At 44.7% G+C, this 19,204-nt stretch carries 14 protein-coding genes, 7 tRNA genes and 1 pseudogene; 4 read left to right on the top strand and 18 right to left on the bottom strand.

Features of this window, described 5'->3' with window-relative positions; all coding sequences use genetic code 11:
* Positions 1 to 91: 91 nt before the first annotated feature.
* The 6 genes from E4N66_RS01390 to E4N66_RS01365 form a co-directional block, all read right to left on the bottom strand.
* Positions 92 to 176, bottom strand: a tRNA-Ser gene (locus E4N66_RS01390).
* Between the two features lie 7 nt (positions 177 to 183).
* A tRNA-Arg gene (locus E4N66_RS01385) sits at positions 184 to 258 on the bottom strand.
* An 18-nt stretch (positions 259 to 276) separates the two neighbouring features.
* Positions 277 to 351: transfer RNA gene (locus E4N66_RS01380), tRNA-Arg, on the bottom strand.
* 18 nt (positions 352 to 369) lie between these two features.
* Positions 370 to 444: transfer RNA gene (locus E4N66_RS01375), tRNA-Arg, on the bottom strand.
* 74 nt (positions 445 to 518) lie between these two features.
* Positions 519 to 605 (bottom strand) — tRNA-Ser (locus E4N66_RS01370).
* 71 nt (positions 606 to 676) lie between these two features.
* Positions 677 to 761 (bottom strand) — tRNA-Ser (locus E4N66_RS01365).
* Between the two features lie 245 nt (positions 762 to 1,006).
* Between E4N66_RS01365 and E4N66_RS01360 the strand changes: the two genes are divergently transcribed.
* Positions 1,007 to 1,417, top strand: a complete 411-nt coding sequence (locus E4N66_RS01360) for a single-stranded DNA-binding protein (RefSeq protein ID WP_044014797.1) — start codon at positions 1,007 to 1,009, stop codon at positions 1,415 to 1,417.
* A gap of 336 nt (positions 1,418 to 1,753) precedes the next feature.
* Positions 1,754 to 2,428 carry a DUF2715 domain-containing protein gene (locus tag E4N66_RS01355; protein ID WP_253728679.1) on the top strand — a complete coding sequence of 225 codons (675 nt, stop codon included), beginning with the start codon at positions 1,754 to 1,756 and terminating at the stop codon, positions 2,426 to 2,428.
* Between the two features lie 216 nt (positions 2,429 to 2,644).
* On the opposite strand, the gene E4N66_RS01350 is transcribed toward E4N66_RS01355, so the two are convergent.
* The 8 genes and pseudogenes from E4N66_RS01350 to E4N66_RS01315 form a co-directional block, all read right to left on the bottom strand.
* The gene (locus tag E4N66_RS01350) at positions 2,645 to 4,144 is read right to left on the bottom strand and encodes an NAD(P)-dependent malic enzyme (RefSeq protein WP_253728678.1); all 1,500 of its coding nucleotides are present in this window, start codon (positions 4,142 to 4,144) and stop codon (positions 2,645 to 2,647) included.
* Between the two features lie 347 nt (positions 4,145 to 4,491).
* Complete coding sequence (locus E4N66_RS01345; RefSeq protein ID WP_253728677.1) at positions 4,492 to 5,439, bottom strand: L-lactate dehydrogenase; 948 nt, start codon at positions 5,437 to 5,439, stop codon at positions 4,492 to 4,494.
* 260 nt (positions 5,440 to 5,699) lie between these two features.
* Positions 5,700 to 5,839, bottom strand: a pseudogene (locus E4N66_RS13030) (BrnA antitoxin family protein); the annotation flags it as partial.
* A gap of 69 nt (positions 5,840 to 5,908) precedes the next feature.
* A complete protein-coding gene (locus tag E4N66_RS01335) occupies positions 5,909 to 6,274 on the bottom strand; it encodes a hypothetical protein (protein ID WP_253728676.1) in 366 nt (121 codons plus the stop codon).
* Positions 6,264 to 6,821, bottom strand: coding sequence for a hypothetical protein (locus tag E4N66_RS01330; protein WP_253728675.1), 558 nt, complete (start codon positions 6,819 to 6,821; stop codon positions 6,264 to 6,266). Before E4N66_RS01330 ends, E4N66_RS01335 begins: the two co-directional genes overlap by 11 nt.
* Complete coding sequence (locus tag E4N66_RS01325; RefSeq protein WP_253728674.1) at positions 6,818 to 7,138, bottom strand: hypothetical protein; 321 nt, start codon at positions 7,136 to 7,138, stop codon at positions 6,818 to 6,820. The genes E4N66_RS01330 and E4N66_RS01325 overlap by 4 nt, the downstream gene beginning before the upstream one ends.
* 176 nt (positions 7,139 to 7,314) lie before the next feature.
* Entirely contained in the window at positions 7,315 to 11,349 is a 4,035-nt protein-coding gene (locus tag E4N66_RS01320) for an InlB B-repeat-containing protein (RefSeq protein WP_253728673.1), read from the bottom strand.
* A gap of 12 nt (positions 11,350 to 11,361) precedes the next feature.
* The gene (locus tag E4N66_RS01315) at positions 11,362 to 12,249 is read right to left on the bottom strand and encodes a hypothetical protein (RefSeq protein WP_253728672.1); all 888 of its coding nucleotides are present in this window, start codon (positions 12,247 to 12,249) and stop codon (positions 11,362 to 11,364) included.
* A gap of 205 nt (positions 12,250 to 12,454) precedes the next feature.
* Between E4N66_RS01315 and E4N66_RS01310 the strand changes: the two genes are divergently transcribed.
* Positions 12,455 to 13,603, top strand: coding sequence for a glycosyltransferase (locus tag E4N66_RS01310; protein ID WP_253728671.1), 1,149 nt, complete (start codon positions 12,455 to 12,457; stop codon positions 13,601 to 13,603).
* Between the two features lie 48 nt (positions 13,604 to 13,651).
* Here E4N66_RS01310 and E4N66_RS01305 read toward each other — a convergent pair whose 3' ends face one another.
* The 3 genes from E4N66_RS01305 to E4N66_RS01295 all read right to left on the bottom strand — a co-directional run bounded on the left by E4N66_RS01305 (position 13,652) and on the right by E4N66_RS01295 (position 15,956).
* Positions 13,652 to 14,725, bottom strand: coding sequence for a DUF2804 family protein (locus tag E4N66_RS01305; protein ID WP_253728670.1), 1,074 nt, complete (start codon positions 14,723 to 14,725; stop codon positions 13,652 to 13,654).
* A gap of 28 nt (positions 14,726 to 14,753) precedes the next feature.
* Complete coding sequence (locus tag E4N66_RS01300) at positions 14,754 to 15,806, bottom strand: s-methyl-5-thioribose-1-phosphate isomerase (RefSeq protein WP_253728669.1); 1,053 nt, start codon at positions 15,804 to 15,806, stop codon at positions 14,754 to 14,756.
* A gap of 66 nt (positions 15,807 to 15,872) precedes the next feature.
* Positions 15,873 to 15,956: transfer RNA gene (locus E4N66_RS01295), tRNA-Leu, on the bottom strand.
* 86 nt (positions 15,957 to 16,042) lie between these two features.
* Between E4N66_RS01295 and E4N66_RS01290 the strand changes: the two genes are divergently transcribed.
* On the top strand, positions 16,043 to 17,923 hold the full coding sequence (locus E4N66_RS01290; protein ID WP_253728668.1) for a DEAD/DEAH box helicase: 1,881 nt from the start codon (positions 16,043 to 16,045) through the stop codon (positions 17,921 to 17,923).
* Positions 17,924 to 18,352: 429 nt separating this feature from the next.
* On the opposite strand, the gene E4N66_RS01285 is transcribed toward E4N66_RS01290, so the two are convergent.
* Positions 18,353 to 19,201, bottom strand: coding sequence for a carbohydrate ABC transporter permease (locus tag E4N66_RS01285; RefSeq protein ID WP_253728667.1), 849 nt, complete (start codon positions 19,199 to 19,201; stop codon positions 18,353 to 18,355).
* Positions 19,202 to 19,204: the final 3 nt, after the last annotated feature.

Genomic DNA, 19,204 nt, shown 5'->3' with positions numbered 1-19,204 from the left:
AGTGTTGAAAGCACCTGAAAGTATTGAAATTTTCAAGGTGTTTCGTAAAACGCATAAAGAAGATGCTTGAACGCGCGGCTCCGTTAAAAAACGGAGAGAGGGGGATTCGAACCCCCGGTACCTTGCGGTACAACGGTTTTCGAGACCGCCCGATTCGACCGCTCTCGCATCTCTCCAGTAGCATGAGACTAGGCGGGCTCGAACCGCCGACCTTCAGATCCGCAATCTGACGCTCTAATCCAACTGAGCTATAATCTCAAAAATAAAAATAACCGATGAGACTAGGCGGGCTCGAACCGCCGACCTTCAGATCCGCAATCTGACGCTCTAATCCAACTGAGCTATAATCTCAAACACAAAAACAACCGATGAGACTAGGCGGGCTCGAACCGCCGACCTTCAGATCCGCAATCTGACGCTCTGATCCAACTGAGCTATAATCTCAAATATCCCCGATATGCTTTGTCCATTACTGCATTCTTGCCGTCTAATGTACAATAATATCCGGTTTTATCTTACGGAGCAGGGGGGATTCGAACCCCCGGTACCCGGATGGGTACAACTCCTTAGCAGGGAGCCCGATTCGGCCACTCTCGCACCGCTCCAAAGTTATTGCCTGTCTAAGTTATCGGTTTTATATATGCACGTATAAAGGAACGTGCCGCCTTTTATTTTACGGAGCAGGGGGGATTCGAACCCCCGGTACCTCGCAGCACAACGGTTTTCAAGACCGCCGCCTTAAACCACTCGGCCACCGCTCCATAAGCGGTTTGTATATTAGCCTAGAATAATGGCGAATGTCAAGACTATCGCTCAAACCGTATCGATTTTTCTCTTAATAGTGCATATAAAAAAAATTTGTAATTTTTTTTATTTTTTTTTGCAAAAATACCGTAAATTTCCAGCCATTTTTAAATGAATGCTTTATATAACAGGTACTACAAGATCAAAAGAGACCGGAACCGCGGCGAGCGGCAACTCGGTACTCTTATTTTAGGAGGCTATTATGCACAATTTGAATTCGTTGATCATTGAGGGAAATGTAGTTCGCGATCCCGTTGTAAGAGCGACACCTAAAGGAACACCGCTCTGTATGTTTTCCATTGCTTCGAACCGTTTTTTTAAGCAGGAAGATCAAACAACGCAAGAAACTTCATTCTTTGATGTCGAAACATGGTCACGCTTAGCGGAACTCTGCGGAGAAAATTGCACAAAAGGCCGCGGCGTCCGGGTTGTAGGACGTTTAAAGCAAGACCGCTGGGTAGGTACCGACGGCAAACACTACAGCAAGATTAAAGTAGTGGCCGAACATATCGAGTTTAAGCCCTTGTTCAAAAACGGGAAACAGCCTGCCGATGCGTTAGACGATATGCGTGAGGAGACCGTCCCAGAAAAAGAGGCCGTACCTGCCTTTTAAGAAAAATGCCGGCGGTTCCGAGTATGGAAACACCGGCAGTCAGTACGAGGACGCCCCAAAAGTTGATTGCTTTCGGGGCATCCCAGTAAACTGTCCAAAAACTTTAGTTTTTTGGACAGCCGCAAACGCCTTACGATAATTATGCGGAACTCCGCGCGATGTATCTGTCCCGATTTCCGCTGTTGTATGAACTACACACTGCACAGAAAAGCGGCAGCTCTACAAAGAGTGCTGATAAATCCAGCCAAATAAACGACTTACAGATGAACGCTTGCTTTTTTTTTCGTCAGATGTATACTCTTTTTAAGACGAGACTCGACTATTAGGAGGCATGCAATGAAAAAAATAATAGGACTCTTTTTATGTATTCTAATTGGTGCAGTAAATAGTTTTGCTGCGGAAATTATTTTTTCACCCGGTATCGGATTTTCATCGTATACAGTGCGAAGTTATGAAGTTATAATAAGCGGAGGCACTCTTAATACTTCAGATAAAGCGGCAACATATACTATTTTTGCTCCCGCTGTAGGGCTTGATATGCATTTTACTCATGAAAACAGCGGCTTTACCTTCAGTCTTATTAATAACGCAGCGCTCCCTATCGGCATATATAAAAGCGGCGGCTTCGGTGCCGAGTCAATGAAAGTCCACGGTTTTATATGGGACGGCCAAATGCTGTTTGGTTATACGTATGGAATTAAACAGCCTTTCAGTATTCATGCCGGTATTGGTCCAGGTCTTGCGCTGGGAAGATTTTGGACGCGCTCAAATGGGCAAGGTTTGGAAAATTTTTATCATGCGTGGACACCAATAGCATTACATATCGGCTTCCAATATATTTTTACAGAGCACATCGGTATTAATATAGGACTGCATGATATGATAAGTTTTTCAGGACTTTTGCGTAGTATGGAAAAATCAAATATCGCTGACGACAATAATAAAGTCGGATCAACATTCGGCTTCGGTAATGTTTTTACGTTACGGATAGCTGCGGCGTTTAGATTGTAATTTGGCTGTTTATTATCGCTGTAGTAATCTACAACGGTCTTTATGTCTTATATAACTTTTATGTCGATGTTCTAAATCGTGCTATTTGTACGATTTAGAACTCGGCGACCTATTCGAAAACGCAGTTATCGAATAGGTCTATTATAAATGAAGGTTAAACGGTTATTGTACCGCTCGGCTTTTTAAACAAAATTTCCGTATTCAGAAAGCTTGTTTTTATTTGCTGCGCTGATTTTTAATTTGTTCAATCGCGTAACCCATCGCTTGATTAAAAAAGTCTTGCGGCGGTTCTTTGATAAACCCGCTATCCATCAGCTGCTGTGTCAGCGCTCTGCTTTCGGCAATCTCGGCCTTAGCCTGCTTAAAGGCTTCATCCCATGTAATAGTGATACGGGCAAGACCTTCTTTTATCGCCTGCATTGCAACATCGGCCGCTTCGACAGCAAAGACATCCTCATCATCCATCTTTACGACGATATTTTCGGGATCGATGCCTTTTTTCTCCGAATAGTCGGCAATAGAGTGCGCACAGCGGATCGCCATACCATCGGAAATTTTCCGTGCGCGGACAAGCAGCGCCCCTTTCAAGATGCCGGGGAAACAGACGGAGTTGTTGATCTGATTCGGGAAGTCTCCGCGTCCGGTACCGACGATGAAAGCGCCGGCGGCTTTGGCATCGTGCGGCCAAATTTCGGGGATGGGATTTGCACAGGTAAACACGATGGGTTTATCGCCCATAGAGGCGATCTGCTCTTTGGTTACGGTATTCGGGCCCGGCTTGGACAGAGCGATCAGTACGTCGGCGCCTTTCAGTGCTTCGTCAAAATCGTTTATCCGGTTGGGGTTCGTCGTCTGGCACAGCTCCCATTTACGGTAATAGCGCGCATCAGCTTTGATGTCTTCGCGGCCTGCATGGAGCGCACCCTGAGAGTCGCAAACAATCATCTTCGCAGGATCTCCGCCGTCCTGTAGAATGAGGCGTGCAATTGTCGTGTTGGAAGCGCCGGCACCGAGCAGTACAATGCGGCAGTCTCCGATTTTTTTACCCGCCAATTTCAGCGCATTGAGTAAACCGGCAAGCGTAATACAGGCCGTTCCTTGAGCGTCGTCATGCCAAACAGGAATGTCACATTCTTCCCGCAGCGTATCCAGAACTTTAAAGCAGTCCGGCTGCTGAATATCTTCCAGATTAACTGCGCCAACGCTCGGTTCCAGCATCTTCACAAAGTCGATAATCTTATCGGGGCAATGTTTACCGGCAGGGAAGTTGTATTTCTTTTCTTCATTCGGCTTGATGTAGGAATCGATACAGATGGGATACGCGTCCACGCCGCCTAAGTACTTCATCAGCATACATTTTCCTTCCATAACGCCGAGACCGCCGGAAGGAGAACAGTCCCCGTCGCCCAGTACGCGGGTGGAATCGCTGACAACCGCTACGAGATTTCCTCGGTTGGAAAGCATAAAGGAGCTGTCATGATTATCGCGGATGCCGGTAGAAACGGCGGAAACTCCCGGTGTATACCAGACATTGAACCAGTTAAACCCATAGAGCCCGCATTTTGGGACGGTTTGCAGTTTTCCGCCATAAAATTCGTGTGTTAACAGCGAAAGCTTTTTTAAAAACAACGTTTTCGCCGCCGCTTTTTCATTTTCCGTAAAGTCGGAAGGGAAGTGTTCCGTAATAGATTGTAAATCTTTATTGATAGTTTTCATGTGGTAAGTGTAGCATGGTTACCCTCTCCCTGCAAGCTATCCTTTTGAAAATATACGGCATATCTACTTCGTTGCTGCGCACAAATTAATCCTCAACGTATCAAAGATACGCCTGCGGTTAATTTGTGCTCGCGCCTCGTATCTATACCGTATATTTTCAAAAGGCTTACGGTAAAAGGCTTTTCAGAACGGACACGGATGTCTGTGGTTGTAAGCAGTAGCGAGATTTGTGTTATACACAAATCTCGACGTTGACCAGTGTACACGGAAGTACACTGGTCAACGGGCTTACGGAAGGGGTGTACAGGAGATGCTGCTGCTGAAAATCCTATATAAAAATATGCTTTTTAACAGATAGACAGATATGCGTCGTGAAGGCGCTGGGCGCTGGCTTCAAGAGCTGATTGTTCGTCCTTGGGGAGTTCGCCTTCGATGATTTTTTCGACGCCGCTTCTGCCGACAATGCAGGGAACGCTCAAACAAGCGCCGTGCAAGCCGAATTCTCCGTTTAGAGCCATCGAGACGGAGAGGATGCTGTGTTCATTACGCAGAATGGCGCCGGCTATTCTGGTAAGCGCCAAACCGACAGCAAAATAGGTTGAGCCTTTGTAGTCGATGATATGATAGGCGGAATGGCGTACTTCGTCCAAGATTTTTTCTTTATCGAAGTGAATGCCCGAACTGCACGTGCCGCTGCCGCAGTATTCGTCGATACGCCGTCCGGCTATGGTGGTCATCGACCATGCGGCAAATTCGCTGTCGCCGTGCTCGCCGAGGATGTAGCCGTGTATATTACGGGCATCGACGCCGCATTCTTTGCTGAGTACGTAGCGGAATCGCGCGGTATCCAAGACGGTACCGGAACCGATAACCCTACCGCGATCCCAACCGCTTGCTTCGAGCGCCACCTTTGTAAGAATATCGACGGGATTACTCACGAGCAGCATGACGCCTTTGCAGCCGCTTGCGGCAATTTCTTTTGCAATAGTTTTGATGATAGCGGCATTGCGTTTAAGGAGGTCTATTCTCGTTTCTCCCGGCTGCTGTTTTGCACCGGCAGTTATCACAATGATATCGCTGTCGGCATAATCGATTTGACTGCCGGTGTGGATATCAACCTGCGGCAAAAACGGCAAACCGTGTACAAGATCCATCGCCTGCCCTTCTGCAAAGTTTTTATTCATATCGGTGATTGCAATCTCATCGGCAAAACCGCTTTGAGCCAACGCATACGCAAATGTAGCCCCGACAGAACCCGCACCGACAATCGTTACTTTTCGTTTCTTTTGATCCATAACGTCTCTCCTTATAAAAAATTAAAGTATTGCTTACTCTTCAAAAAAGTATAAGCGCTTCCATACACCAATGATTATACACTTTTGGAGAGAGAAATTATAGAGAGCCTGATTGTAATTAGATACGGTTCAGCCTATCAGTGGAAAATATAGCCCAAGCGACAGGGCTTTCGCAAGCAGAAGTGGAGGCGCTTACTTGAGCAAAGAGAACATAAAACAATTTTCGTGCTAAAACAAATGCCGTACTTGAAGCTGAGGAATTAATAATCACCTATAGTAATAGCTTTTCTTAAAATACTGTTGATTCTCGTCTGATAGCCTTTACCTAAAGACTGGAGTACAGCAAGAATATCCGCATCTATTTTTTTTATAGAAATTGTTTTTTAACGGGCGTTACATTCAACACTATCAATATTCCGTTCAAATTGCCGACTCCGTAATATCTATCTTATTTGAAGCGGCTGTTAGGTTAATAAACGATACATCTATCGGAAAGAAGTTTCAATTTATATGCAGATATTTCGACAACATCGTCTGACTCATGTATTTCAGTATGATAGATATTCTTTTTTGAGGGGGTATATTTTACAGCTACTTGTATTTCATCACATATAGTTTTTGATATTACAGCCACTGCAGGATTTTTCTTAAATTGTTTTTTTAAGTAATCGATCGAATCCGGCAGAGTCCTATCACCTGTTCTATCTACCGAACAGCCATTAGCATCTTTAAATGCCGCTGAAGATGGCTTATTTCGCACAGTATCCCAAAATAAATCTTGAGGAAATATACTACGCAATAACTTTTCATGTTGTTCGATTATATTAAGATTCATAGAACGCATTCACTTCCTTGTTTATATCGAACAAATGATTAACTATTGTTTCATACGGTTCATTCTTAATAACTTTTAGCATTTTATTTTCTGTTGGGAATATTTCAAATTCTAGATAATTACTATTCTTGTAATATTCAAATTGTATGGTTCCTCTCGGAGTAGGATAAATATCAGGTTGTATAGCTAAAGTATTAATCAAATAGTTAGCTTTAGATAAAATCTTTGAATCAATTGCTTTAGAATTTTCACCGCCCCATCCGGCTGATAATTTTGCATACTTTTTTAGTTTGAGCAAATTAAAAAATCTTTTTTTATCAAGAGATTGATTCTGTATTTTTTCGGTTCTCAGTATAGAAAAAAGATTTGCACTAATTTTAGGATTAATTAATCCGAAATTGCTTGCATGGAAGATTTTTACTTGTATCCTTTCATTAGCAGAATTTAAATAATTATATTGTGATCTAAAATTTTTATGTCTTTTGTTGTATTCCAAGCAATAGGGAGAATATTTTTCTGTTCGTGTGTTAATATAATCTGAAATCATTTCTCAGCCTGCTCCATCTCTTCAATTATTGAACCTAACCAGCTATGAAGGTCTTTTGCCGTGTCTTTATTCATAATAATACCATTCTGCACAAATCTAATAATTGTATTTGAAAAATCTTCCGGCTCGAATCTTGCCGTTTCCGTAAAGCTTCCATCGTCAGAGATTTCTCTAATATCGGCGCGAGGTAACGGACGTCTTTCCGTGTAGAAATGTAATACAATTTCACCATTTGGTTGAAGTTCTCCAAATGCACCATTACAATATACCGGATTATACGAATCTTCAAAAACAAACTTAAACTTCACAGTTGACATAATATATCTCCTCTAACTACTATTAAGTATTATATACTAATAGATAAGAAAAGAACAGGCTGCCAAAACCTTACTAAAGGAGCAAATCGCACCCTCCCCATAAAAAAAAGCCGTCTTACGCAGGATTTCTCCAACATAAAACGGCTTTCCCTTCATTCAAAATTATTACTTAGTAACTACTTCCACCCTATCGTGTAGATTACCTTTACAGTTCCTTTCGAGCGGGTTCCATCATGGTTATCTACCTTGTACGTAATAACGAAGTCTTTTTCCTCGCCACCGGCAAGGGTAAAGTTCTCGTCATAGGTAATTGTCACACCCCTGTAAGAAATCTTTCGATTTGGATCGGGTTTAGTACCTGCGTACTCAGCAGGAAGCGGAATATTCTCTGAGTGTTCGATCTTGACACTTCCTGTATCAACTTTCCATATACCAGTTGTTTCATCATACAGCAAAGGAAACTTACTGTTATCATCCAATGCTTGCAGTGGGTATACAGTTTTTAGGCTATCTTCAGACCACCACCAATCATGACGGTTCGACTTCAATAAATAATTGGACATAGTTAATGCCAAATTGGAAAAGTTTGTATAACTCACATCAATCAGCGACTTAGAATCTTTTTTAATATCTCCTGTCGTAATAAAATCTTCTGTTTCTACATAGATTTTTTTCTTTTTAATAGGGAACATATGATTCCACGAAGCGGGCTGCCTCCCATATGCTTCCACTGAACATTTACGTGCAAGGTGAACACCATCAGTATACTGTGGGCTAAACCAATGGGTGTCTGCTGTAGACCACGACTGTAAATCTACATTCTGTATTTTTGGAGTTACAGTTAACTGCATATTAGGCTTATGCTTAAAGGAGGCTGTAACATTAAATGCCCTGTCAACAGCCACCGTTTTTTCTGTATCGGAAGCTTGGGCGTCAATATCGTTCCACTGATCAATAATGAATGCTCCATTTTTCGGCGTTGCTTTAAAGGTAACGGTTTGTCCCTCTCGAACGTTTGCTCCGCTCTCAATAGATTCTCCATTAACGGTTGCGGTAACGGTACCTTTATTTTCGTCAGTGGAAGCAAAGGTAACGGGATAGAGCTTTTTAAAGACAGCTGTAACAGAAAGGGGATTTTTCACCTGTACCTGCACCTCAGAAGCTTCACCTTTGTCGGAAGCTTCATCCCAGCCTTCCCAATGATCGAGGTAATAGCCGGACTTTGCTTCCGCTTTAAAGGTTACGTTTTTGCCCACTTCCACTTCAGTATTGTTTTCATGCGGCTTTTCATCTATAAAAGCGGTAACCGAACCTCCTTCTACCGGTTCCGGCGCAAATGTTACCTTAAACTGTTTCAACTTAAAGAATACACATACCGTGGTCTTTTTTTCCTTTAGCGTTACTGTTATTGTTTTATTGGAGGACTCTCCGACCGTCCATGAGTCAACTTCATACAAAGGCTTGGGGTCGGCGGTAAAGGTAACGATAGTGCCTTTATCAAGCTCCGTACCGTTTTGCAGTTCAACATCTTGATTATCTACTCTTGCCACTGCTTTTAGAGTTCCGTTAGAATCGCCGGTAAAGAAATACAACTTTACTTTTTCAGCAGGAGGTGCAGAGTTCGATTTAAATTGCACACCTATAGTTGCATTCTGAGTTACGGTATATTCGGCAACGAGTGGGTTACCGGCATCTTTCTGTACAGCACCTACCCAACTGCCGACAACAAAACCGGCAGCAGGACTTGCGGTTAAGGTAATAACGGAACCACGATCAACCGTTGCTCCATCTTGTACCGGCTGTCCGTCTATTACAGCGGCAAGCGTGCCACCCTTATCGGGAGTATGACGGAAGTGAATAACGGCTGTACCTTTTTTTACTTCAACCTTAACAGCATCACTTACCACTTCGGCGGTCTTATTGTTTTTGGGGTTTGTATTGGTTACCTTGCAGTAATAGTATTTTACTCCTTCTGTACCGGTCGGGAAATAAAATGCAGACGCCGTATTTCCCACACCGGTTGAAACCGGTGTACCACCAGTATTAGAGTTCGAAGCATTTTCGTACCATTGGTAACTCAAAATTTCGTCTGACGGCGTTGCATTCGGTATAACCTGTACAAACCAATCACGAGCTCCCTGCATAACAGACTGCGATTTAGGCTGCTCCTTAATCGTTACAGCCGCTGCCGTATAATCGGGATTTTCTACCCACTTGGTCTGTAACGGCTGTTGAGTTTTCCGGTAAGGCGAATAGCCCGGTTTTCCTTCATTAGGTTCTGCCGGTTGTGTAAAACTTCCATTTTTAGGGGCATGATACTTATCATTTGCAATATACTGTTTAACCCAAGAATACAGAACAACTGTTCCGTCAGCGTTAACATACCCTATAGGGTCACTCATATAAAACGGTTCATTAAACAGCTGATGTTCTCCTGAAGCAGGGGCATTATAGTCCATCCAGTTTTGAGGAACTTTATTTCCAAACAAATTTTTTAGATAACTGGGTTCGCTATAGTAGAAGATGAATTTGGAATAAGTATCCATCGCAAACATTGAATTGTCAAGACTTTGAGCACCAATTGCAGGACCTGAAAGTGAAGTAAATCGATAAAAATAAAACCGCTCATCGTTTGGATCATGGGCAGGAACGAACCCCCCATGTTGTGCCCAACGATCTTTTCGCGTTCTATAACGATAAAACTTTACATTTTTTGAAGTTTTAAGACTGGAGCCGAAATTCGGTCCATCATAGCTTTCAGGTGTTCCCGTCCATACACCGGGTTTAAATCTATAGGTAGGAACGTTGGTATTGTAGTCGAAGTCGCTGATATACACGACCCAACTATCAAATTGGGTAGCAGAAAAGCCGTTGGAATCTGCCGTATATTTGGTAAACGGATCTTCATTCGGATCAACCATTTTCTTAATCCATTTAAACCGGCCGTCAGGATCTTTTGGGTTTGAATTCGGTTTATTTTCATCAAATTCGGGAATAGAAGGAGGCACAGTCCCAGGGAGATCGTTATTGTCCTCATCACTTTCCCCACCACTTCCCCAATCTTCTCCGTCATCAGGATCATTAGGATTGGACGGATCGCCGGGATTGGAAGGATCTGCAGCTTTCTTTTCGCGTGTTATTTTTATAATCTTTATAAATTGACCGGAAGGATCCTGTACTGTAATTTCAACAGCGAGGTAGGCCTCCGTCCCTGCTGCGAGAGGAACAGAGCTGCCAGATAGTAACCTTACTCTACCTACAACCGGTGTTTGGGATTCATCGTTTTTTACCAAACTTACGGTAATATCCCGCTGTGTTACTCGTTTTGTATCGTTCGCAACGGAAAGAGTATATGTCCCATTATTATCGGGTACAACAGGGGTGCCGAATACCGCCAGTTCTTTTACCAATACCAATTCACTCAAAGGTTTTTCCTGAACCTTTTCGCGTGTTACCATAACAGTTGTTTGTACACTGTCATAAAGATCGGGCGGGGTAATCGTTACTGTAACGGCAATTGGCACCTCGGCGGCTAGCTGTACGGAACCGCCGGTAACGGTAATAGTAACACTGTTATTATCTATTTCATTTTTCTTTTGCGCATCCGAAAAAAGACTTACGCCAATCTCATTTTTTGTTATTTTGTTAATTTCGCTCGGTACGGTAACCGTATAGTAAGAACTGCCGTCAGCCGATGGCGGAGTTGCCGAAATACCATATACTGTCAAATTACCAAGGTATACGGTATCCTTAGGCTGCCGTGTTATCTTTATTGTTTTTTCTATAATACCATACTGTGAAGCCGTAGGCTTAATACGCAGCAGCACCGGAACAGGAGTATTCGTTACCAGAGGAATGGAACCTCCGGCAAGCTCAAGGGTAAAATCTTTATCAAGCGTCAATTCTTTTTCTAACTTGGCATCGGAATAGAGCTTTACCTTAATATGTGCAACATTAACGGAATCTAATTTACCGGATACCGGAACGGTATATTCCGCAGAAGCATTAAAATTGGGTGCATCAGCGCTTTTTTCTACATGGGTATCTGCCACCGTTATCTCGCCTACATACAGCGGCATTTTATCCGAACCTGCCGACCGCGGGTACCATGGGGTTCCTATCGACGGTTTACATGTCGAAAACATCAACACCGCAGAAGCGGTACAAAGCATTACAGTAATTGTATTTATAATCTTTTTAGGCAAATACATAAATGTACCTCCTTAGACCTTAAAGGTTAACCCGATTGTGAGACCAAAATCGAGCGAATTTAAATAATACGAATTAAGCGGGTGATTAAGCACATCAACATTAATAGGAGGATTTTTGGCTGCCCCTCCGGCTTGAGCCGCAGTAATAACTTTTTGCGGCATTGTTATATATTTCGGTCTATACACCGTATATGATAAGAACGCTCCAAACAAAATCTCCATTCGGGACAGGAACGGCTGGTTATATTCAAAGTAGCCCTTAAAAGTAAAACCGATAGGGTTTATTTTTTTTATTTGTTCCGGAGTAATTAACAGCGTTCCTGTTTCGGGAGAAAAATCAACCTTTCCGCCGGTAGCTGTTTTTAATGCTTCAATCTGTTCCGGCGTTAAATTGCTGTAAAGTTCATATATCGGTTGAGGATCCATCGGCATCCGTATACCGGTGTTAAGACCGACTGCGATACGGTTACCTAAAAAATATGAGCGGACACCCGTTGTAAGCGTTAACACAGGAGTCATGTGTATACGGCAATAGACATTAACTGGCACCCCGATACCTGCATCAGCCTGTCCCGAAATCTGTCCGGTAAAGCCCTGCCCCAGGCCGAGCGCGAAGCTCCAGCCCAGTCCGCCAAATATACTATTATCTTGTAAGCGGAAGTATTTTATTGAATCGAAAATATAGGTTAGATCTGCTTCTCCGACGGTTATATAGCCGAGCGATCCTTCCATTTTGTCGGCACCTAAGTAATCCCTATCCTCTTTATTAATCTTCGGACGTGTCAGTGAGCCGGTCAAATTCGCCTTTACTCCCAACGTAAAGCCGGAATCAAAAGCATATAAATGGACGGCAGCGACAGCAAACAGTACCACCGTCAATATTTTTTTATGTAAATGCATATTTTCTCCCCATTTTTAGATACCACCAGGTATCTTCAAATACTATTAAAAAGACTTATTTATGCTATCGGCAACGATATTGTTTGTCAAGCCACCCACCTATTGTCAAATGCTCCAATTCATGGCAGCAGCGGAAAAACTTGGTTACAACGTTTCAATACCATCGTCTTTACGCTTACAACCTCTTTTTGATATAGTGTTCTTAATGAAACAACGTATCGGCTTTTTATATCTAAAGACAGGCGGCGGACATGTTTCCGGTGCCAACGCCTTAGTAACACGCTTAAAGGAAAAACATCCGGATAATGCCGAATATATACCGCAAAACGGCTTCAAAAGCACCAATTGGGTTGCGCGCATTTTTTTTGAAAAAGGATATCTTGCAACTTCAAACTACTTTGAACCCGGTTACGTTGCGTTCTATCAGTTAACAAAATCGAAAACCGTTTTAACCTTTTGTGCGTGGCTGTTACGTCCGTTTATTGTAAAAAATCTGGTAACATTTCTTAAAGCTGAAAAAATAACCAAATTGGTTTGTCTACACGAAATACTTATTCCGTTAGCACGGATTGCTATCGATAGAGTAAACCCTAACATCCCGCTTATTTCCATTGTGATGGATCCGTTCACCGCACATCCGTCCTGGTTTTATGTAAAAGATACCGAGCTTATTGTCTTTTCTCGGAAGCTGCAAAAAGAAGCGATCTCGCACTATGGCTTTAAGCCGGAACGGGTTCATCAATTTCCTATTATGCTTTCGCGGAATTTTGACCGGCGGTATACCCCCGACGAAAAAATTACTGCTAAGAAAAAACACGGCATTCCGCTTGATAAGAAAATCGTACTGGTTGTCGGCGGCGGAGAAGGCTTAAAATCGACGCTTGCTATTGTCAACGCTTTTATTTTTCAGCGCTGTCCTGCTCATTTAATCGTTATCTGCGGCAAGAATAAAGTGTTAAAAACGCAACTGGAAATTCTCCTTAAAACCACGAATATTTCCAATATTCAGGTATTCGGTTTTGTTTCGTTTATGCCCGATTTAATCAATGTGTCCGATTGTGTGATCACCAAAGGCGGACCTGCTACCGTTATGGAAACCCTGTCTGCCGGTAAGCCGTTAATCCTTGCAAGCTATGTGCGTGGACAAGAATTCGGGAATATGCTCTATGTTGTTAACAACAACCTTGGTTGGTATATTCCAAAACCACGGAAGATAATAAAAAAAGTAAAAGAGATAATAGCCGATGATTCCGTATTGAGCTCTATAGAACAGAAAATCGATACGATGCATATTCAAAACGGACTGGAGCCCATTGCCGATTTTATCTATCGTTTTCCGGAAGTACAGAGTTAAGCACAAAACTAAAGGAGAAAAGCTGCGGTAGACACCTGCCGATGCCCTTTACATTCTCATCCTAACTTTTTTTGCGATGCCTGGGAAGCCTTTTAATTTGAGCACTACGCCGTCCTCAATTAAAAAAGAACCTTCAAAAGTACCGCAAATAGTCTTATAATCCCGCTGCCAGACAAGGATATTCAGGTTCCGCTGGGAGATTGCGCTGGGGGTAAAGGTTAAATCGACCATACTCTCGGTATCTTGGATAATCCAATTCTTGGAAGAACCAAACGGGTAGGTAATACGTACCGGCGGCAACGGAATACGCTTTCCACCATAAAACAAAATATTGTCGTTATAGCTATAGCTGTCGGGAGCGATGGAATTACTTAAATGGAAAGAAACTTGGGTACCATCAATAACGCCTAGTCCGATAACCACACTCCGCTTTGTACGCAGTGTCGTGTATGTTTTTCGAAAATCCAAAAAGCCGACTGCGTTTGCTTTATTCAACTGTATATCTTGATTGTGCCCGAACGTAACCCACCCGTTTACAGCAAATGAGCGGAAATACACGGCTTGGCACCGGCGGTTCACAAAAGAAGGGATAACGGCGGAATAGTCGGTGCATTGCGGCGAACGTGAATCAAAATCAAGTCGCCCCTCGCATGACGGCCGGTCGTTAGCAGCAAGAAAATCAAAATCGGCATAGAGCATCCCTTTGGAAAGGCGGGAAAAAATACGGATATACCGCCGTTTAACGCGGCAGGTTGCAACACTGTACGCAATGTACTTGGGTAGATGCACAAAACCGAGCGGCAAAAGCTGCCGGTAGGCAAGCAAGCGGTTCGTTTGCCGGTTCCACAGTGTTGTTTCCATAAAAGCAAAATACCCGCCGTAAAAAAATTCGATTTCACCGATAAGAGTATCATCGCAAAAAAGGAGCCGCAATGTATCGGTTATACGGGTATCCGTAATGAACGAAGGAACCGGCAAATCTCCAAACGGTTTTTTAACGCCCCGTATGTCGAAGGTATGGAACATCCCCGAATATGAACCGAACAGCGGCACTGAATTTTCAACGGGTCGGCGCGGAGCCGGAGTAATAATACGGGTATAAGGAACTTTTTGTATATCCATAGTAATAACCTAGCAATCTCGTAACAATCTAATAGAACCGCTCCTGCGGTGTATCGAAATACGCACCGAGTTCTTGGGCGCGGTATATTCCCTTATCGGTTACGACCCCACGGATAAGCTGAGGCGGGGTAATATCGAACGAGGGATAAATACCTTTTACCGCAGGATGCGTATGCCGCACTCCATGGCACGAAAGCGTTTCTTCAGGGTTGCGCTGTTCGATACGGATATCAGCGGCAGTTTTTTTATCCGCATCCGGTATGCCGGTTACATAGTACGGTATATCGAACTGCTCTGCAAGCAGGGCTATCTGAAACGTGCCGATTTTATTTGCGATATGACCGTCCCGCGTAATAGTATCCGCCGCCGAGGTAAAAAGATCGACTTGCCCTTGCTGCATCATATAAGCAACCATATTATCGGTAATAACGGTGGTGTCAAACCCCATATCGGCGGCGCAGCTTGCGGTTAAGCGGGCGCCTTGCAAGAACGGCCTCGTTTCGGCGCAGATTATTCTCACGGGATTATTGCGCGCACGGGCTGCCTTCAGCATCATCCCGACAATTGTTTCCCCAAAGCACTGGGTAAGAACGCCGCCTCCTTGCGGGAAAAGTTCTGCAAGATAGCTTCCGACCTTTTCCATTATACCGTAGCGCCGATTCAGTGAGTCTATTGCAGTGTTAAAAAGGGCTGTTACTACATCTTGCCCCGCATTCAAGGCATTTTCAGCCGTAGTGAGGCAGCCGGTAGTAATCAGTCCCATTCTGTTTGCCGTCGTCGGCCGCGCATGAGCCAACCCCTGCGCTGCCTCTTCAAGAAAGCGCCGCTGCTTCTCTGCCCCCTCATTCCGTACTTGATATGCGGCAAGCGCCATTCCCATAGCGGCAGCCGTGTACGGCCCGGCGCTCTGGGTTACCATATCGGCAATCGCCTGCCGGACTTCCTGCCACGAAGAACATTCAACGTACGTTATTTTTTGGGGATAGATGCGCCGGTCAAGGATTCTGACCCGTCCTTTTTCATACCATGCGACATTTTCGTATTGCAATAAAAATGCAAGCCCTGCGTCTTTTCGTTCCATATTTCATTTTTAGTAGTTTTGATAGATTGAAGACCGGTGGGTTAACGGCGGCTGGATTGAAGAACATGCCGGCGAAGGGACTTGAACCCTTACGGAGTTGCCCCCAATAGATTTTGAGTCTATCGTGTATACCAATTTCACCACGCCGGCTTTCGAGGGAGTACTGTAGCATATTAAGTTTCTTTTGTAAAGTAGGCTATGAACTTATCCTCGTATCTGATATACTCGCACCGATTATGGATATATCTTTTAGAGATTTGGGACTCGATGAGTCCGTGTTGAATGCGGTAGCGGCAAAAGGATTTGAAGAGCCGACGCCCATTCAAGTGTTGGCAATTCCGCGCCTCTTAAACGGCGATGCGAATGTTATTGCAAAGGCGAGAACGGGTACCGGTAAAACCGCCGCCTACGGATTGCCGCTTGTACAGGAATTGAGGGAACCGCGGGAAAAACCGCGTGCGTTGGTATTGGTGCCTACTCGCGAACTTGCGCTGCAAGTCGCTTCGGAAATAGAATCGTTTAAGGAAGGAACCCATCCCCGTATCACGACCGTATACGGCGGCGCGTCGATTGTCGAGCAATTACGAAACTTAAAGCGCGGATGCGAAATTGTTGCCGGAACCCCCGGCCGTGTTATCGATCATTTGGAGCGCGGCTCGCTGAATTTGGACAGTATCGAATATTTTATTTTAGATGAAGCTGATGAAATGCTGAACATGGGCTTTATCGAAGATATCGAAACGATATTCAAAAAGGCAAATCCCGATTCGCGAGTACTGATGTTTTCGGCAACGATGCCCAAGCAGATTTTGAAAATTGCTGCCGACTTTATGGGCGAATATGAAATTGTAGAAGAAGAGGCGTCGGAAGAACCGCTGCCGCTTACCGAACAGTTTTTTTGGATGGTGAGGGAAGAAGATAAAAGCGAGGCCTTGGTGCGCCTGATCGACACCGCCGAAAACTTTTACGGGCTGGTCTTTTGCCAAACCAAGGTTGACGCCGATGCGGTTGCGAAAGAGCTTGACGAACGGCATTACGAAGCCGCCGCTTTGCATGGAGACATCCCGCAGGGGCAGCGCGAAAAAATCTTGAGCCGGTTTCGGGCGGGAAAAACCCGCATTCTCGTTGCAACCGATGTTGCCGCCCGCGGTATCGATATCGAGGGGATTACGCACGTTGTCAACTATTCCATTCCGTATGACGGCCCCACATACACGCACCGTATCGGCAGAACCGGGCGGGCGGGAGCAAAAGGGACGGCGGTAAGCTTTATCCGCCCGAATGAGCGGCGCAGGATCGACTATTTGCGCCGCCATGCACGAGGCGAGCTGCAGGAAGGAAAAATCCCTTCTATAGAGAAAGTCCTCGCGCAAAAACAAGAGCGGCTCTTTTCCGATCTGCGGCATCAGCTGGACACCGTCCGAGCCGAACATACGGTCAACAAGCCCTTTATCGAACTCGCCCGAGAACTCTTAGCCGGAAATAAAGCAAGCCTCACCGCCGCTGATGGTATCGATACCGCTGCTGCAAATACTGCAAACATTGACGAAGTCGTTGCTTTCGGCGCTGAGGCCGCGATATCCGACGTCAAAGATATTGACAGCGCCGAGGTGCTTGCCGCCGTGCTGCAGCTGCATTACGGTTCGGTACTGTCGGCATCCCATTACAGAAATATCAAAGTCCCCCGCACCGAAGACAAGCGCGGAAAATTCTCCGACGGGAATACCGTGCGGCTCTATATCGGTCTTGGTAGAAAGGACGGGACAAGTAAGCGGAGCCTTGCACAGTTTTTCAGTACACTGCTTTCCATCCCCGAACACGCGGTTGACCGCATCGAATTATTCGACCGTTTTTCGCTCGCGGATTTACCGGCCGACGCTGCTCACGAGGCATTGAGGCTTTCAAAGAAAAAAGCCAACATGCCGCACATTCACATCGACACAAAATCGGATAGCGTAAACGAAAAGAGTCCTCATACAGCCGGTTATGCAAAAAAAAGTCCTTCCCGAAAGCTGCGTGAAGGAAACCGGCGCGAAGCCTTTTTCCGCGACAAAGACACGCGAAAGAAACATCCCGTCAGTGCAGGCTCCGCCTCCGCCTATAAAAAGCGGAAATAACCTGTTGAACAGCGCACATTCATGTACGCTGTTCAACGACAAGTTTTTCTCACGAAAAACTTGCTGCTGCATGGAACCACCGCCATCTTTATCGGAAATGATACGTTGAGGATTTTCAGCAGCAACATTTTAGCCAGCCAAAACTTGCAAGTTTAAGCGGCAATGCCGCTTAAACATTGGCAAGGATGCCGCTGGTTTAAACAGAAGCGATGTTTCGGCATCGCCCGAAACTCGCTGCCAAAAGCGCACAAGGATGTACGCTTTTGGCAATGCGACACAGTAGCCGCACCCTTTCCGTAAGCCTTTTGAAAATATACGGGGCAGGTACGAGGCGCGAGCACAAATTAACCGCAGGCGTATCTTTGATACGTTGAGGATTAATTTGTGTGCAGCAACGAAGTAGATGCCCCGTATATTTTCAAAAGGTGGTTAGCCTTTGCGGGATTCGTATACAACCGACCCCCCAATAAAATATTTGGAAAGTCCGAAGAAGATCAACATCATCGGGATGCTGGCAATAACGGCGGCGGCCATCATTGCACCTTCGTCCGTGCTCCGTTCGGCTGTAAATGAGGTGATGTACTGCGGAATGGTTTTCATCGTATCGGATTGGGAAACCAGCAGCGGCCACAGCAGGTTATCCCACTGAGTCCTAAACGAAAGGATCGCGAGCGTCGCGATAACAGGTTTGCAGTTCGGCAGTACGATATGCGAATAGATGGAAAACTCATGCATACCGTCCACACGTGCTGCATCCAAAAACTCATTCGGGAAGGTGATAAGGTATTGGCGCATCATAAAAATACCGAATGCGCTCACCATAAAGGGCAGTATCAAACCCGTGTATGTATTTTGAATATGCAGCTTAGTCGCAATCATGTACAGCGGTATCATAATAGCTTCAAACGGAATCATCATCGTTGCCATAATCAGCATAAAGATGAGGTTTCGTCCGCGGAATCTGAATTTAGCCAGTCCGTAACCGGTGATGGATGCAAGGAGAACCGTGGTAAACGATACGCTAATTGCCACGATAAACGAGTTGATAATATTCCGAACGTAAATGTAATTGCCGTCATTACCCTTCATTGCCGTTATAAAGTTGACGTACTGCCAGCTTTCGGGAATCCATTTATACGGCATCTGCATAATCTCTTTTCCCGACATAAATGAAGCGGTCAACATAAATACCAGCGGCATCACGGTAAAGGCAGCAAGCGCCAGCAATAATACTATTTTAATAACTGAAAGCGCTCCTGTCGTCATAGATTGTTTCATATT

The sequence above is a fragment of the Treponema sp. OMZ 857 genome (assembly GCF_024181085.1).
GTDB lineage: Bacteria > Spirochaetota > Spirochaetia > Treponematales > Treponemataceae > Treponema.
The sequence above is the reverse complement of the archived record's forward strand: the minus strand, read 5'-3'. Positions and strand labels throughout refer to the sequence as shown.

Coding starts and splice junctions, on each gene's coding strand:
- E4N66_RS01330 (WP_253728675.1), bottom strand. CDS start 6,821: ATGATTTCAGATTATATTAACACACGAACAGAAAAATATTCTCCCTAT.
- E4N66_RS01345 (WP_253728677.1), bottom strand. CDS start 5,439: ATGGATCAAAAGAAACGAAAAGTAACGATTGTCGGTGCGGGTTCTGTC.
- E4N66_RS01310 (WP_253728671.1), top strand. CDS start 12,455: ATGAAACAACGTATCGGCTTTTTATATCTAAAGACAGGCGGCGGACAT.
- E4N66_RS01325 (WP_253728674.1), bottom strand. CDS start 7,138: ATGTCAACTGTGAAGTTTAAGTTTGTTTTTGAAGATTCGTATAATCCG.
- E4N66_RS01350 (WP_253728678.1), bottom strand. CDS start 4,144: ATGAAAACTATCAATAAAGATTTACAATCTATTACGGAACACTTCCCT.
- E4N66_RS01300 (WP_253728669.1), bottom strand. CDS start 15,806: ATGGAACGAAAAGACGCAGGGCTTGCATTTTTATTGCAATACGAAAAT.
- E4N66_RS01305 (WP_253728670.1), bottom strand. CDS start 14,725: ATGGATATACAAAAAGTTCCTTATACCCGTATTATTACTCCGGCTCCG.
- E4N66_RS01320 (WP_253728673.1), bottom strand. CDS start 11,349: ATGTATTTGCCTAAAAAGATTATAAATACAATTACTGTAATGCTTTGT.
- E4N66_RS01285 (WP_253728667.1), bottom strand. CDS start 19,201: ATGAAACAATCTATGACGACAGGAGCGCTTTCAGTTATTAAAATAGTA.
- E4N66_RS01335 (WP_253728676.1), bottom strand. CDS start 6,274: ATGAATCTTAATATAATCGAACAACATGAAAAGTTATTGCGTAGTATA.
- E4N66_RS01315 (WP_253728672.1), bottom strand. CDS start 12,249: ATGCATTTACATAAAAAAATATTGACGGTGGTACTGTTTGCTGTCGCT.
- E4N66_RS01360 (WP_044014797.1), top strand. CDS start 1,007: ATGCACAATTTGAATTCGTTGATCATTGAGGGAAATGTAGTTCGCGAT.
- E4N66_RS01290 (WP_253728668.1), top strand. CDS start 16,043: ATGGATATATCTTTTAGAGATTTGGGACTCGATGAGTCCGTGTTGAAT.
- E4N66_RS01355 (WP_253728679.1), top strand. CDS start 1,754: ATGAAAAAAATAATAGGACTCTTTTTATGTATTCTAATTGGTGCAGTA.